General features: G+C 57.6%; 13 protein-coding genes and 2 tRNA genes. 6 read left to right on the forward strand and 9 right to left on the reverse strand.

Annotated features, from left to right (window positions below; all coding sequences use genetic code 11):
• Positions 1 to 212: 212 nt before the first annotated feature.
• The 3 genes from IYW40_RS03315 to IYW40_RS03325 all read right to left on the reverse strand — a co-directional run bounded on the left by IYW40_RS03315 (position 213) and on the right by IYW40_RS03325 (position 3,194).
• The gene (locus tag IYW40_RS03315; RefSeq protein WP_196399367.1) at positions 213 to 1,361 is read right to left on the reverse strand and encodes a CmpA/NrtA family ABC transporter substrate-binding protein; all 1,149 of its coding nucleotides are present in this window, start codon (positions 1,359 to 1,361) and stop codon (positions 213 to 215) included.
• Entirely contained in the window at positions 1,358 to 1,930 is a 573-nt protein-coding gene (locus tag IYW40_RS03320; protein ID WP_173370421.1) for an ANTAR domain-containing protein, read from the reverse strand. Before IYW40_RS03320 ends, IYW40_RS03315 begins: the two co-directional genes overlap by 4 nt.
• A 97-nt stretch (positions 1,931 to 2,027) precedes the next feature.
• The gene (locus IYW40_RS03325; RefSeq protein WP_348644223.1) at positions 2,028 to 3,194 is read right to left on the reverse strand and encodes an alpha-amylase; all 1,167 of its coding nucleotides are present in this window, start codon (positions 3,192 to 3,194) and stop codon (positions 2,028 to 2,030) included.
• A 714-nt stretch (positions 3,195 to 3,908) separates the two neighbouring features.
• Here IYW40_RS03325 and IYW40_RS22045 point away from each other — a divergent pair.
• The gene (locus IYW40_RS22045; protein ID WP_281432858.1) at positions 3,909 to 4,040 is read left to right on the forward strand and encodes a hypothetical protein; all 132 of its coding nucleotides are present in this window, start codon (positions 3,909 to 3,911) and stop codon (positions 4,038 to 4,040) included.
• A gap of 86 nt (positions 4,041 to 4,126) precedes the next feature.
• On the opposite strand, the gene IYW40_RS03330 is transcribed toward IYW40_RS22045, so the two are convergent.
• The 4 genes from IYW40_RS03330 to IYW40_RS03345 all read right to left on the reverse strand — a co-directional run bounded on the left by IYW40_RS03330 (position 4,127) and on the right by IYW40_RS03345 (position 6,935).
• Positions 4,127 to 4,211: transfer RNA gene (locus IYW40_RS03330), tRNA-Leu, on the reverse strand.
• Positions 4,212 to 4,626: 415 nt separating this feature from the next.
• Complete coding sequence (locus IYW40_RS03335; RefSeq protein WP_196399368.1) at positions 4,627 to 5,058, reverse strand: helix-turn-helix transcriptional regulator; 432 nt, start codon at positions 5,056 to 5,058, stop codon at positions 4,627 to 4,629.
• Positions 5,055 to 5,456 (reverse strand): hypothetical protein, encoded by a 402-nt coding sequence (locus IYW40_RS03340; RefSeq protein WP_196399369.1) that lies wholly within the window; start codon positions 5,454 to 5,456, stop codon positions 5,055 to 5,057. Before IYW40_RS03340 ends, IYW40_RS03335 begins: the two co-directional genes overlap by 4 nt.
• A 759-nt stretch (positions 5,457 to 6,215) precedes the next feature.
• Positions 6,216 to 6,935 carry a hypothetical protein gene (locus tag IYW40_RS03345; RefSeq protein ID WP_196399370.1) on the reverse strand — a complete coding sequence of 240 codons (720 nt, stop codon included), beginning with the start codon at positions 6,933 to 6,935 and terminating at the stop codon, positions 6,216 to 6,218.
• A 198-nt stretch (positions 6,936 to 7,133) separates the two neighbouring features.
• Here IYW40_RS03345 and IYW40_RS03350 point away from each other — a divergent pair, with 198 nt between their 5' ends.
• From IYW40_RS03350 to IYW40_RS03360, 4 genes are all read left to right on the forward strand, one after another.
• A complete protein-coding gene (locus tag IYW40_RS03350) occupies positions 7,134 to 7,679 on the forward strand; it encodes a recombinase family protein (RefSeq protein WP_196399371.1) in 546 nt (181 codons plus the stop codon).
• A gap of 148 nt (positions 7,680 to 7,827) precedes the next feature.
• A complete protein-coding gene (locus tag IYW40_RS21385; protein WP_210327172.1) occupies positions 7,828 to 8,202 on the forward strand; it encodes an ATP-binding protein in 375 nt (124 codons plus the stop codon).
• Between the two features lie 42 nt (positions 8,203 to 8,244).
• A complete protein-coding gene (locus IYW40_RS03355) occupies positions 8,245 to 9,771 on the forward strand; it encodes an ATP-binding protein (RefSeq protein WP_210327173.1) in 1,527 nt (508 codons plus the stop codon).
• Between the two features lie 535 nt (positions 9,772 to 10,306).
• A complete protein-coding gene (locus IYW40_RS03360) occupies positions 10,307 to 11,989 on the forward strand; it encodes a hypothetical protein (protein WP_196399372.1) in 1,683 nt (560 codons plus the stop codon).
• A 582-nt stretch (positions 11,990 to 12,571) separates the two neighbouring features.
• Here IYW40_RS03360 and IYW40_RS22205 read toward each other — a convergent pair.
• Both IYW40_RS22205 and IYW40_RS03370 read right to left on the reverse strand, forming a co-directional pair.
• Positions 12,572 to 13,804, reverse strand: a complete 1,233-nt coding sequence (locus IYW40_RS22205) for a tyrosine-type recombinase/integrase (protein ID WP_348644224.1) — start codon at positions 13,802 to 13,804, stop codon at positions 12,572 to 12,574.
• Positions 13,805 to 13,886: 82 nt separating this feature from the next.
• Positions 13,887 to 13,971, reverse strand: a tRNA-Leu gene (locus IYW40_RS03370).
• A gap of 184 nt (positions 13,972 to 14,155) precedes the next feature.
• On the opposite strand from IYW40_RS03370, the gene IYW40_RS03375 reads away from it, so the two are divergent.
• Positions 14,156 to 15,187, forward strand: coding sequence for a complex I NDUFA9 subunit family protein (locus tag IYW40_RS03375; RefSeq protein WP_196399374.1), 1,032 nt, complete (start codon positions 14,156 to 14,158; stop codon positions 15,185 to 15,187).
• The last annotated feature ends 15 nt before the right edge of the window (positions 15,188 to 15,202 follow it).

Genomic DNA, 15,202 nt, shown 5'->3' on the forward strand with positions numbered 1-15,202 from the left:
CGGAGCCCAGCTTTGGGCTCGTTCCGGCGGACCGGCGGTCGTCGTTGACCGATGAGGTGATTGCACATTTCGGGCCAGAGGCGCCGGCGTGGCTTTTCCTGAGGAATGCGGGCGTTTGGCGCTGACCAACGGCAGCAGGCGGCATTTTGCGGCGCCGAATGCTTAGGCGCGAGGCGCCTAACGGCTGTCCCTTTTGAGCATCAGTTCAGCGCTCACAGACGCTGTCCGATATCGAAGCCGGCGAGATAGTCCGCGTAGCTGCGGCCGCCGAAAGAGGGTCCCGCAAAGGCCCCGATTTCGCGCTGAATGTGCGCGCAATCAATGGCGGCGTCGAAAAGATCCGGGCGCAGGACGCTCTTCGCGCGATCTGCCAACTCTGGCGAATGGCGCGTCTGCCCCCAGCGAAGCATTTGCGCATAGATCCACTCGGCTTGCCGTGGATCCGGCCGCATGGCGCCGTCTCTTCCGATGATGAGGTAATTGGCGTCGCTTCGTTCATCGCGCGCCTTAACGCGCAAATTGCCCGTGAGCACGCGGCGGATGATCTCGGCGTCGACGCCGACATATTCCGGTCGCGAGAGAATTTGCGAAACCTCGCCTAGGTTTTGCGGCTCGTCGACGAAGGCGGCCCCCCTGTCGAGCGCACGGATCAGCGCGGCGACGAGATTATGATCATCGTCGGCGAAGCTTTCGCGCAGAGCGAGGACTTTCTCGGGCGCGCACGCGAAAATCTCGCAGCCGAAATGCAGAATGACCCCAACGCCAGCGTCGACCGCGACAGAACTCCAGGGCGCGCCGACGCAAAAGCCGTCGAGCTGGCCGCGCGCCAGATTTTCCACCATGTAGGGCGGCGGCAGAGCGATCAACCGCAGGTCTTCATCCGGATCGACGCCGCCTTCCGCCATCCAGTAGCGCAGCTGATAATTGTGCATGGAAAAAGGAAAGGTCATGCCGAAGGTCAGAGGCTCACGTCCCTCGGCCCGTCGCCGCGCGACGAGCTTGGCGAGCGCGCGCGCGGTTTGCGCCGGATGCGCGACCTCGCCTTCCGCGGCGAGTTCGGCATAAAGCGCTGTGGACACCGCGATCGCATTGCCGTTCATCGCGAGATTCATCGGCGCGACAAGCGGGACTCGCACATGGCCCAGTCCGAGCGTGGAAGCGACCGCCATTGGCGCCAGAAGATGCGCCGCATCGAAACGGCCGATGGCGAGCTTGTCTCTAATATTCGCCCAGGACGCTTCGCGGATCAGTTCGATGTCGAGACCTTCCGCCTTGGCGAAGCCCTTATGCGCGGCAATCAACAGCGCGGCGGCGTCGACGAGCGGAATGAAGCCAATTTTCACATGCGCTTCGCCGGTCATTTAAACATCTCCGCCGCAGTGATGACCGAGCGTGCAATTTCGATAATCTTTTTGTTTTCGCGCATGGCGGCGCCGCGCATCAATTTGTAGGCGTCTTCTTCGGAAAGCTTCTTCGCCTTCATCAATATGCCTTTGGCGCGTTCGATCGTCTTGCGCTCCTCGAGATCGGATTTGGCCTGCTCGAGATCATCCTGAAGCTTCGAGAAGGCGTTGAAGCGCGACACGCACAGATCGAGGATCGATTTGATGCGCTCCTTTTTCAATCCGTCGACGATATAGGCCGAGACGCCAGCGTCGACCGAGGCTTGAATCGACGCCGTATCGCTCTGATCGACAAACATGGCGATCGGCCGACGCACGGCGCGACTGACCTGAAACATTTGTTCAAGTGTATCGCGCGAAGGATTCTCGAGATCAATCAGGATCACGTCAGGGTCGCTGGCGTAGATGTGCTTCAGCAGATTGTGCATTTCGCTGATGCGCTCGACCTGCGTGAAGCCGGCGTCACGCAGTCCTTCCTCGAGGATCAGCGAGCGAATGGGACTTTCGTCGACAATGACGATCTTCAATTCACGGCGTCCAATGAGCGCATGTGTGGGTCGCGCCAGCGGCGGCGCATCGCCGAAAGTCTCCGCGATCCGCCCGCCGGGCCGCGACCAACGCACGTTATATCTTGAACCGCAACGACATGCCCGCCTGCCAGTTCTTCATGATCTGCGGACCGTTGAGATTCTGATAGACGGGCAAACCGGCCTCGACCGCGACCGTCGCATTGTCATAGCCGATAAATTTGCCGCTGATCGTCGCGCCGCCGAAGAGTTCGAGCCGCTGCCCGCCGTAAAAGGCCGGATTGGCGGGCACGGCGGGGCCGCGGATTTCCGGATCGAAGCCGCGAATCGGCCCCTGCGTCGAACCGCTCACGCGGAAGGTGGTGGTGAGTCCAGGCGTCCAGGTGTAGCCGCCCCAGGCGTTGAATTCATGCAGATCGCCCCAGCGATAGCCCCCGGAAGGAGTGGGGCCGAGCGGGAAGCGCAGGCGATATTCGAGCAGGTAGTCCGAGGAATAGCCCAGTGAATTTGCGGCCAGAGGGAAGCGCCCGCGATAGCCGAGGCCCCACGACCAAGGCCCCAGATAGCCTGCATAGACGATGCCCGGTAGGAAATCGAATGTGCCCGTGCCGGGCTGCATCCCATAGAACGCGCGGACGTTGCGGCGGGAACCGTCGGGCAGGAGAAAGTCCTTGAACGTGGCCGTGTAGCTGCCGGCAGGCAAGGAGATGCCAAGAGAGAGCTGGATGCGGTGGACGTCGTCCTGATAGATGCGATAGACGCCCGACAAAGTGACGTCGGCAAGGCTCGTCGTTCCCGGCAAACTTCTGCCAAGCGGCAGAATGCCCGACGCGCCCTTGAAGGTTAGCGCGTTGAGATTTTTCTCGATCATGCCGGCCGTGAGAACCACTGCGAAATCTTTCGTGACGCCGTAGCTCAGTCCGGCAATTTGCGTCGCGACCGCAATGTTTTGCGGAATAATGCGCACAGTCTGCTTGGGATTGAGAAAGAACGGCACCGTCGTGACGATATATTCGTTGGAGACCGTGCGCGTTCCCATCTTGATGCCCGACAGATTGGCGAAGACGGGCGTAATGGAGAAAACGAGTTTGCCGGCGGCCGGCATATCGGCGCCGAAGACCCCCATGGGCGCCGGCGGCGGCGGAGGCGGCGCGACCGGCGCGAGGGATGGCGGCGGCGCTTGAAGTTGTATCGCAGTCGCCTCGGACGGCGCGTTCTTGCGGGGCGCGGCGCTCGCGCCGGTCGCGACGAGCGCGGCCGCCACGACTATCAATCTTGCGCCGCGCCATGGCGGCTGTCGGCGCATCGATCGCTGGGACTGTGCTCTCTTCATCGCGAACCTCATCTGCATCTCGCCTGCGCGCGCCCCAGAAACGAAAAAAGCCGCTGCCTGAACGCCTGCGAAGCAGACGTTCAGGACAGCGGCGATGCTGGGGGCCCTTCTGTGGACCGGGTGACGTCGCAAGCGACGCCCTCGCGCCAAACGGATGCAATGAAGGCGCCACCTGCAGCCAAGCCGTATGGCGCGAGTCGCTTAGTCGCTCGGGACGGCAGGCTTTTGCGAGCGTTCGCGGTTACACACGCAGGCAAGCGAAACGTTCACGAGGAACCATTCGCGTGGCGCGTTTTGCTTGCGAGGCGGCAGCGAACGCTGAAAAAATTTGCATTCTGCCGCCAACAGCGACAGCGGCTCAGGTTGTCCGACTGGTCATGCTGCGGCGGCGCAGCCCGACATCACAACGTCGGCGCTGTGGCGGCGCTGGCCAGTCCTTGTAGCCACGTTTGCCGTGATGACGCGGCCTTATACATGTCTTCCGGCCGACGTCCTTTTTGGACATGGAGGACGCAATGAGAGAACTCGTGAAACTTATTCTCGCGGGCGCCTCAGAGGGCTCGCTATGAACGAAACGAAGAAGAAAACGCCGACGACCGATCAGCTTCGTCGCCGCTGGATAAGGGCCTGTCGGGTGATGCGGTCGTGGGCTCCGATCCTGCCGCCGCCCCTTTGGAAACCGACGCCGAGGCCGGCGGATTTCCACCGACGGAGGAGGAGCGTGCGCTCGCAGCCGAGAGGCCCGCCGGCAAGCTGCAGGCGCCGTCCAAGAAGTAGCTGCCGCCTATAGCGCGCGCTGGACGCTCAACCCTTTCGAATCCGAATGTCGAGAGACTGCGTCGCTGCTACATATAGCGGTTAGCTGGTGCCCAGGAGAGGACTCGAACCTCCACGGCTTTCACCACTGGTACCTGAAACCAGCGCGTCTACCAATTCCGCCACCTGGGCTTAGAGCGCGTCTCATAGGGGCAGCGGACGGTAAAGCATGACTGTCGGCGAACCTTGGAGGCTCACGAGGCTTGAGGGTTACTCCCGCATGAGGTCCGCTTCAAGAGGCGCGAACGCAGCTCTTAGGGCGAATGTATCACCCTTTGTATCACCGAAGTTTGCGCATCGTGATGCCGCGCAGCCACAGCGCAACCATCGAAGACACTCGCTGACCGGTGGTTACACCACGGCTCGGCCCTTTGGCAGATTTTTGAAGTGGTGGGGTGGCCAGCGTTTCCGGAAGGATACCTATGCTTCGGGGGGACCCGTGACCGCCCACAGCCCCTCGGCCGCCAGCCCTTTAAAGCTGACAGCCAAGCGAGTCCTTAGCCTTCAGCGTGGAAAGACAAACAACTCCCCACGCATTGACACACCGTCAATCACACCCACAGAGGACCGCATTCTTTTCATGCCCAATTGAAGACATGATAATATCTTTTATTCTTTTTAATGTCTTTAGGTTAGTAGTCTGATACAGAGTACTTTCCCATCTTTGAATTTGCTGAGCTTCCAAGCTGGCCTTTTTCGCCAACTGCTCCTGAGTAAGCCCGCTTGCAATTCGTGCATTTATTAACTCCTCGCCGACATGCTCGACAGACGTAAGGCAGGCAACATCAAAAATACCTTCTGATGCTTTGTTGTATGTCTCTATTTGCATATTGAGCTTCTCAGCATCTGCTTCCAGAGAGCTGATCCGAACAGCATTCATTGGATCTGATGGACCGGCGCTCTGCAAAGCATTTGCTGCTTTTCTCAGTACAGCAAGCTGCTTTTTGGCAGTGGCAAGCTGCCGTTCATTCTTGATCATAGCTCTATCTCCTGAAGAGAGAGATGGATGATGCCCTTTGGGTCCCCATCACGATCTGTCTGGAAAAATACCAGATAGACAACATTCGCTCCAGATGGCGAGAATTTATCCGGCCGAAGATCACCACCGTATTTTATCGCCATCTTCTTCTTGCCTTCTGGTTTGAAGTCCAAGAGTACTGGGTCTATTAGTTCTATTTTTACCCCGGTCACATCCCAGCATGCATCATAGTCATTTGGCACCTCTTTATTCGTTACGAAGCTACCATCGACATACAGATTTTGACATTGCACTTCTTTTAAGTGCACTATCAGCTTCTGCATAAGCCCGATTAGGCGCTTGCGGTGAGTTGTTACGCCATACCTTTCGGTGAACTCCTCCCAAGTTGCTTTATGCAACCCAGGGGGGAGATTTCCCTTCTCGTTGAACGTCGGTATCATATTTAGACAACATTATTGTTGTGTCAAGCCCTCTTGCGTACTGCAAAAAAGCTGACCGCTTCAAAATAGCGGCATCACGATACACGCTTGAAATAAACCGCACAATTAACTGCGCTTTTTGCACCTGTTCGGACGAGCTGTTAGTACTTCGCGCGGCTCCGAAACCCGATGCCCCACCCAAAGTCCTAAATCTTAGACTTGGCTAATTGACCAACAGCGAACGCAAGGAAACCTGGCGGGCTGTTGCATGTTCCGCGTCTCTCAAAAAGGTGCGATTTTTTCGCGCAAAATCCACGTTATGTCGTGGTTGTTCTTGTGGCGGTGGCGCTGGTCGGCTGCAAAGACACAGGAAGACCGATTGGCCCCTGCGGGACCACGAAACCTGTGCGAACATGGGCTACGAGCGGGGAACTGCCCTGTATCTTCAGTGCCGACAGTTGCAGACCAACAGCCGCATGGTTGAACAGATGCGGACTGAACCGACTTGCGAGGGCTCTCCAGAGTATCGATAGAAGGCCGGTGACGGCGGATTGCAGCCGGACCCACTCAGGCTTCAACTGTTCGACGTATTGATAGGCGACACCGCGAGCCAAGGTCTCACCACGGCTCGGCCCTTTCAGGCAGATTTGTGGAATGGTGGGGCGGCCTACGTTTGTCGAAGGATACCTATAAAATCGAGGGACCCGTTCGCCGGCGAACCCGTGCTGCAAGGGACGGCTACTTCCAGTAGTTCAATGCACCCATGCCTAACTGCGTAAAATGCCCGCTCGGTCTGTCGTATCGCCAACAGCAATTCGTTTCATGACCTTCAGTGAAGGCTCCCCTGTAGTGAATACTAATTACGAGAAAAAGGTCATTGTCTTTTATGTCCGGCAACAGCATGTTGTCGTTTCCACCGTCAATAAATCCAATTCCCAGAGGAAGCTTTACTTCCTGCGCCGTGCGAACCTCCCCAGGTCCGAAGACAGGATCGGTCAACAGCGAGTGTTCTTCATCTAGCAGTAGGGGCGCATCAGGCTGATCGAAGCTGAAGGCCGCTGCTGCATGTTTAATGATTGCTGGTGTTTTGCCATAATTTGCGACTCTGAATCTGACACAGGGTTCATGACCACTAACGGATGAATCCCTCATGATAGTGGTAGCGCCATCGATGAACAGATAGGGGCGTTCCAGCTTAGTGAACGCTTCCCTCGCCGTATTTGCTGAAACATCGGCTGCCTTAGCCGCTGCGTTTGCTGCTTCAACGCTGCCCCTCAAGTAAGTGAACTGCCACAAAAAGAGTGCTGCCTGCGCTAAGGCCACGGCTACCTGTCCGCCTGTAAACCATGTGGCGAGATGATCAGCATCAGTGGCCAAAGTGCCGTAGATCAACGGCCCTGACCAAACCCCCATCAGAAAAGCCGCAACCACGAACACCAGCGAGACTGGCGTGTTCATTCTCAGTCCTTCGGTTCCAAAACGTCGAGATTAGCAGACTGAGTCGAACAGCCCTTACGTCTTATTATGGTATACTCCAACGAGACACGGCGGCGAGACAGCTTTACCGTCTCATATGGGTTGACATAAGGCTTTCGAGACAGTAGAGGTAGAGGCTCTAAACCCAAACGAGACATATCGGTCCCTGGAGCGTCCCTCATGACTAAGATCGGCTACGCCAGAGTCAGCACGCAAGATCAGGACCTCGCCCTTCAGACCGAGGCGCTTCGGAAGGCCGGATGTGATGTGGTGAGGGCTGAGAAGAAGAGCGGCGCGTCCACAGATGGTCGCACAGAGTTGGCCACAGTTCTGGACTTCATCCGTAAGGGCGACGTGCTGGTGGTTTGCAAGTTGGACAGGCTGGCGCGCTCAGTGGCGGACCTAAGCGACATCGTGGCGACGCTGGAGAAGCGTGGCGCGGCGCTACAAGTCCTGAATGCGAACATCGATACGTCCACAGCGAGCGGGAAAGCGTTCCTTGGGATGCTTGGGGTTTTCGCGGAGTTCGAGACGAACCTGAGGAAGGAGCGCCAGATGGAGGGCATTGCGAAGGCGAAGGCGGCGGGAGTCTATAAGGGCCGACCGGCGACCATAGACCCAGAAGCCATTAGGAAGCTGAAGGATGCGGGTAAGGGTGCGACAGAGATTGCTAAGGAACTAAAGATCGGCAGGGCGAGCGTCTATCGTGTCTTGGAAAGCGCATAGAGTTGGTGAGGGAAGTTTGAAGGTGCATCAGCATAAGTGAAGCCGTTAACCGGTTCGCCAATGACTAGCGAACCCTTCCATGAAATCTGCTTCACGGGATTAGCCTCCAAGCGGCTGCGCCGCATTCCAGAAGCCTTCGGAGGGCACCATGAATTCTAATGATCCTGAGCAGGGTGTGTTGTTTGATGATCGGTTTTTAGACCGCTACGCGGGGCCAATTATCTCCGATCCAGCAATCGCAATCATCGAACTCGTTGCCAACGCTTGGGATGCTTACGCCACCCGTGTGAACATCATTTGGCCAAAGCGAACAGATGGCATCGCCTTCTCCATTGACGACAACGGCAAGGGTATGACACCGGAGCAGTTCCAACGGCGGTGGAAAACGCTCGATTACAACAGGATCGCCGAGGAAGGCACGAAGTCGGAGCCACCGGACGACCTGAAAAACGTTCCGACGCGGAACGCCTATGGACGCAACGGAAAAGGCCGTCACGCGGCATTCAAGTTTTCCGATCCTTAGCGCGTCCGCACATGGCGGGACGGAACTGAAACTACCTATGAGGTGCGGCGCGGAACGACCCAGCCGTTCGACATCACGGAAATCGGCTCGCGGACGGGAATTGCTGGCCACGGAACGGAAATCTTGGCAACTGCATCTGAAGGTGTGTCACTCGACGCCGAAACCGCGCGTGAGGTCATTGGAACGCGCTTCCTTGCGGACCCAAACTTCGAAGTGTCAGTCGATGGAAAGCTCGTGACCTTCGACGACGTTCCCACAGGTAGCATCCAGAAGGCGGTCGTAGAAGTGCCGAGTTTCGGCACGGTCCACATTACGATGATCGATAGCCAGAAAGTCGACCGGACGACGCGTCAGCACGGAATCGCGTGGTGGGTGAGGTCTCGGTTGGTGGGCACCCCCGGCTGGGTCGGCTTTGATCACGAGCGCATTCTGGATGGACGCACATCAGGGGCCAAACGCTTCCAGTTCATCGTCTCTGCCGACCTGCTGCTGGATGCCGTGCGTCCTGATTGGAGCGGGTTCGCGACCGATCATCCCGCGTGGGTAGCCACCCAGCCGTTGGTCCACGCGAAGATAAGGGAGTATTTGTCAAACTTCTCCGATGAACGTCGGCGCGAGGCGAAAGCATCAATCCGAGAAACGCACCTGCGCACAACACGAAGGCTATCTCCGGTCGGACGTGCCCGTTGGAATCAGTTTGTTGACGAGGTGATCGATGCTTGCCCATCCATTTCCACTGCTGAAGTCGGCAAAGTTGCGGGCATCCTGGCGAATCTTGAACTAACTACGTCCAAATACGGTCTAGTCAGCAAACTATACGATTTACCACCGGGCGACCTCGATGCCCTTTACCATTTGCTCGACGACTGGACGCTCCGACTGGCGAAGGATGCTCTGGACGAAATCCAGACACGGCTTAAGTTGATCGACGATCTTGACAAAAAACTCCGCGACGAAAGCGCCGATGAGGTCGAGGACTTACAGCCGCTATTCGAGCGTTCGCTATGGGTGTTCGGTCCCGAATTCGAGAGCCTCGAGTTCACGAGCAACCGGGGCATGACGACCGTCATTCACGAGATTTTTGGCGTTGATACCAAGGGAAGTCGGCAGCGCCCTGACTTCGTGATGCTGCCGGATGGAAGTGTGGGCCTCTATAGCCGCGATGCGCATGATTTAGGCCACGATGTCGATGGCGTCGCGCGCCTAGTTATTGCCGAAATCAAGAAACCCAGCGTAACAATCGGGGGCGACCAGAAGGGACAGGCTTGGCGCTACGTGAAGGAACTCATAGAACGCGGACTTATAACCGATGCGACCACGACCACTTGTTACGTGCTCGGCTCGAAAATTCATGCGGCTGAGCGAGGCAATAGAACAGAATGGGACAATCGCGTGTCCATCATCCCGATGACTTACGATACCTTCGTGCGCCGCGCCGAGAAGCGAATGTTAGGCCTTCGCGACAAGCTCAAAGACGCTCCGTTTCTCAAGGATAGAGGCTTGGACGCCGACGCTTTCCTCGAGCCGCCACAACCGAATACCGAAGACCTTTTCGAGATTGCGCCCTAGCAGCCCGCGGCGAAGCCTGTGGAAGGGATTTGAAGAGGCCGATCATGGTTCCTTCAGTGGATCGGTCCGCCTCTGAATGGCTCTTTCTGCCTCGTTTAAGCCATACTAAACAACCGCTTGTTGTCAGGCCGCTTCCTCCCGCGTTAGAGATGCTCGGCGTCACGGACACAAGGTTATCAGGGACGGTTATAGGCGGATGCATACAGAGGACATTGGAGACACATGCTCTTCACTTGAATTGCACCCGGAGCGACCTGAAGCTGACCCAAGATTCAGCAAGCACGCAAGTCTTCTGTGCTTAGTGGCGTGGTCATCGTTTGAGAGCTGCCTCAAGGAGCTGTTAGCGGCCCGAGGAAAGATTCCGACCCCTTTCGATCTGGAAGTGGCGCGCTCTGTCTACTCGGCATGCTCAAGGGCACTCTGGGACCACGAAAACAATCAGTCGCTCTGGCATAGTGTTCCGGCTCCTACAGGCGGCGGCAAGACGACCGCAGCGTTCGCCTTTTCTGCTGCTCTGGTCCGCTCAGGTGGCTCGGTGCTGTTCCTTGCGAACACCAAACGGGAGTGCGACGAAGCCTACCGTTCTCTTGAACTGCTCCTGCCGGGAAAGGTCGCCATCAGAACCACGGACCACGACCGAGAGAAGCTGGACGCAGATGGGTCAGCATACGTGGAAGCCACGAAGGCTCGGGATGATGGTTATGAGCCAGCCGCTTTCTTCCATCGGTCTCAGCTTGGGAATTATCCGGCGCTCATAGGCACCCACAACGGCTACAAGCAGCACCCTCACGAGCTTCTCGACCTTGCTGATGGCGGTAGGCGGACACTCATTCTGGTGGATGAGCGACCGGACGACATCGACGTGGCTGACTTCACGCTGGCCGACTTCGAACAAATCCACGAACTTTGTCGGACCCGCCTCGGCCTCGAAGAAGGTGAGGATGAGCCTGCACTCACGAAAGCCTTCGGAGAAGCGTGTCGCCAGCTTGCAACCACACAACTCGGCTTTGACCGGTCGCGCCAATATCACGAGCTGAGACTCAGTCTCGGCAGCGGATACCTTGAGGCGCTTAAACGGCTGACTGAGAAGCCGAGAGAACGTTCCCGACTAACCGCAGGGACTGGCTTCGACCGAGAAGACATTCGCCTTGCAGCTCGCCTTATCATCCTCGCTCAAGAGACACACGGGTTCGCATTTGCGGCCCTCCACGCCGGTTACTCATATGGTGCAAGGTTCGTCGCCTACGCACCCAACTGGCCGTTGAGACCAGGAACGGTTCTGCTGGATGCCACCTCAGACATCGACGGCTACGCTGAGCTGTCTGATGCCCGACATCAAGAAGCCGTCCCACAAGCAGATTACAGCAACCTGGATGCAGTCCACCTCGATGGCCCCGACCATGTGACAGGACGGAGTCCCAAGGAGCTGTGGGAGAAGACCACAACCAGGACGCCTCTGCTCAACTGGATGCAGAGATGCATCATGGAGAACACACAACCCGGCGAGTCCATCCTGTTAGTGAGCTGGAAGAAAGTGATTGAGGGAGGCCAGCTCCAGCTCCTGGATTGGCAAGGAAGACACCTCCACTACTGTCACTTCGGCGCGGGCATAGGCTCGAATCAATGGCGACACTGCGGTGCTGTGTTCGTTTTCGGCAGCTTCGTGAAGCCTGCCAGGACCATGATAGCTGAGACACTCGGCATCAAGGAGACTCCCTTCCATGCCAATGATGATGCAACAATCCGTGAGCTGAGAGGCGACTACAGCATCACCAAGGTCGGCCTCATGCTGCGCTGGTTCAAACAGCTCGCTATGCGTGGTTGCGCGCGTGAGCTTGATGAACACGGAGTAGCCAAGCCAATGAGGCTCTACTTCTCGACCGATCAGTTCCGATTGATGGTGGACCACTGGAATAGGATGTTCCCTGGAGCGTCTATGCCGAAGTCCAGCTTCGTCAATGACGAGGACACACAAACAAATTCCAAGCCCTCTCGGCGAAAGTCAGTGGCTGAGGACCTCCTGAAGTTCCTGAGCAGCTGCGAGGACACTGAGGTTTCGTCTGAGGACATCAGGAAAGCTACAGGTATTAACCTCAAGAGTGACATGAGGGGCCTAAGCATAAACACAGAATTTCTTGCAAGATGCGGGGCGCTAGGATGGAGTTTCTTGCCTGGGCGAGGAAGAGGCAAGCAATCAAGATTTATAAGAGTCAATTAAGGTGTGTTCACGCTATATAATAGCGATTTGCACCTTTTACACCTTAAGAAAATCCAGCCGGGAGACGCCATAAACGGAAGGTTGCTTAACATCACCACAGCACATCCCTTCATGAAGCTCTTTGTGGACCAGGAGGGAGGCCTCAGGTACCTTGCTCTCCACCTCATACATCTTCATCCTTTTGTTGTGGTGGTGGCTTGAGAGCGAACTCAAGCTGACCGAAGCAACCGAGGTCACGACTCATGGTCTCTCGCCTTGACTCGATCTGTTTGGTTGTGTGGTTGAGGTGGGACCTTATAATACTTGTGACTGACCTATGAAGCACCCTGCACAGAGAGCCACAGGCGAGCTTTAGTTCTCCGAGGCAGGATGTAGCGGAGGCGCGCGAAGGACTCACCAGCGAGCTTCTCTGACTCATTCTGGGGCCATGTGGAGATGGGTGACGGCGCGTTCTGCGGCCCTGCGCACATGATTCCGCAACCAAGAGCTGGAGATTAGCATACAGGCCAATGAACTACAGAGCGAAGATTGATTAGCGTTGATGTCGTATAGGCTCATTTAGGTGAGGCAAGCGAGCTAACGCTAATCCACAACAACCTTCTCCAGATGCTTCCTTAGAAGTTCCAGCGGGTATGAGCCGTAACCACGGCTGACCGAGGTTCCTTCGGTCCATCCACCGATTCGGTTCTGAATCTCCTCGGGAATCGCAGCTACCCTCATCCTTGTCCTCATTGTGTGCCGCAGCCCGTGCATTGTCTTTGGTATGCCGAGGTACTCCCTCACCCACTTATTAAGCGCGTTGCTGGCGCTGTCGGCCTTCGCAGGACCGTAGTCCGGGAACAAGGGTCCACTGAGGTCCTTACCCTCGATAGCTCGCTTCGCCGCCCACAGAGCCTCACCGACAAGCGGAACCTTCCTGTCGCTGCTTGTGGTCTTCAAACTCCTACCACTGAAGGGACGGATGTGAATGTAAGGCACCAGGGCGTCGAGAAATACGTCAGACACTCGCAAGCCTACAATCTCACCAAGGCGAGCGCCGCTATCTAGAATGATGGCAATGATGTAGCGCCTATCGTCGGCGATCTGTCGGCAAGCAGTTGCAAGGGTCTTGAGTTCATCTGGGGTGAACTCCTCCCGCTTCTCGGTGTCGCTGCCGAGGTTCGCAATACGAATCCCCGAGAAAGGATTGTTGAGCGTCAGCGCGTGTTCATGGTTGGCCGCGTTGAAAACGGCGTTGATTACGTTGAAGCGCCGCTTGACTGAGGTCGTCTTGCTCTTTGCGAGCAATGCGTCTCGAACTGCCAGGGCGTTCTGTCTCGTGTAACGGTCCAAGGGAAGGTCGCCTACCGCGTCGATAACATAGCCGATGGAGAGCCGGGCATTCTGCCTGAAGCGCTTGTTCGCGCCCTTTGGATGTTGAGACAGGTAGAGGCCAAGGGCTTCACTCAGGAGAAGAGAAGCCGGACTGGCGACAACGGCCGCAACTTCCGAGGATGGACCGCTTGTTGCCGCTGCCTGAGCGACCGGCTGCTGGTTGAGCAGAGTCCACAGCGTGAGGTGTTCTGCCTTGCGAGCTATGGGCGAAACGGACTTCCATTCGTCCTCATACTTCGCGTTGACCTCAGCAACCCTGCGTATCGCCTCGGACCGATCCCGAGTGCTGAGGCTCACTCGAACGAAGTTGGCAGTAAGTCCGAGGTTCGCTCTCGCTGCGATAGGGATGCGCCGATAGTACCAGAAGACGCCATCGCGACTCGTGGTGAGATAGCGAACTGAGACGGAGAAACATCCTTCAGAGAAGGCATATCGACGCACTGATGTATCGCCCTTCGTATCACCGAAAGAGCGACCAAAGCTTGCCTAAGTCATTGCTACTAAAAGCGAAACACCAGTTGCCTGGTGCCCAGGAGAGGACTCGAACCTCCACGGCTTTCACCACTGGTACCTGAAACCAGCGCGTCTACCAATTCCGCCACCTGGGCTTAGAGCGCGTCTCATAGGGGCAGCGGACGCCTCGTGTCAATGCGCGCTTCACGCAAAACCGCATGGCCGCCCAGGTTGCGGCGGCGCCCGCCTCGCGCATTTCCTTCGTCGTCAAATTTCGCTAGAGCCTTAGCGACCATTTTTCCGGCGGGAGCCGGCGCGGCGCAAGCGGAGCAAATCGCGATGATCGGCGACAATAACCAGACCATTGGCGAAGGACGGGTGGTGACGGTGTTCGGCGGTTCCGGCTTTGTCGGCCGCTACGTCGTTCGGGCGCTGGCGCGCGACGGCTGGCGCGTGCGCGTCGCTTGCCGGCGGCCCGACCTTGCCTTCTTTCTTCAGCCGCTCGGCCGCGTCGGCCAGGTGATGGCGGTACAGGCGAATGTGCGCAGTCCGGAGTCGATTGCGGCGGCCCTGCGCGGCGCCTCGGCGGTGGTTAATCTTGTCGGCATCCTTGCTGAAACCGGCGCGCAGAAATTTTCGACCGTGCAGGCGGGCGGCGCGCGCGTGATCGCCGAGGCGGCGAAAGCCGCCGGCATCGACAATGTCGTCCACATCTCCGCCATCGGCGCCGATCCGCAGTCGGCTTCAGCCTATGGCCGAAGCAAGGCGGAAGGCGAAGCCGCCATGCTTGCGGCGGTTCCTTCCGCGGTCATCCTGCGCCCCTCAGTGATTTTCGGGCCGGAAGATGACTTCTTCAACCGCTTCGCCACCATGGCGCGCTACTTTCCCGTCGTGCCGATCGTCGGCGCGCAGACGAAATTCCAACCGGTCTATGTCGGCGACGTCGCCGACGCGGTGGCGATCGCGCTCGCCGGCCGCGCCAATTCCGGCGTCGCTTATGAACTCGGCGGTCCGGAGGTCAAAAGCTTCGCGGAGATTGTCGACTATGTTCTGAAGGTGACGCAGCGCCAGCGCCGAGTCCTGAAACTCTCCTTCGGCGCAGGCAAGCTTATGGCCAGCGTGACGCAGATGCTGACCAAGCTGTCGCTGGGCCTTTTCCCGAAGCTTTTGCGCATGACCCGAGATCAGGTCGAGTTGCTCAAGCACGACAATGTCGTCAGCGACGCGGCGAAAGCGGAAGCGCGCACCCTCCAGGGGCTGGGAATCGCCGATCCGCAATCGATCGAGTCGATCGTGCCGACCTATCTCTATCGCTTCCGCAAAGTCGGGCAGTATCAGACGCAGCGGCTGGGCGAATCCGCCTCGCGTTGAGGACGTCGCTTTCTG

The organism is Methylocystis sp. H4A (assembly GCF_015709545.1).
Classification (GTDB): domain Bacteria; phylum Pseudomonadota; class Alphaproteobacteria; order Rhizobiales; family Beijerinckiaceae; genus Methylocystis; species Methylocystis silviterrae.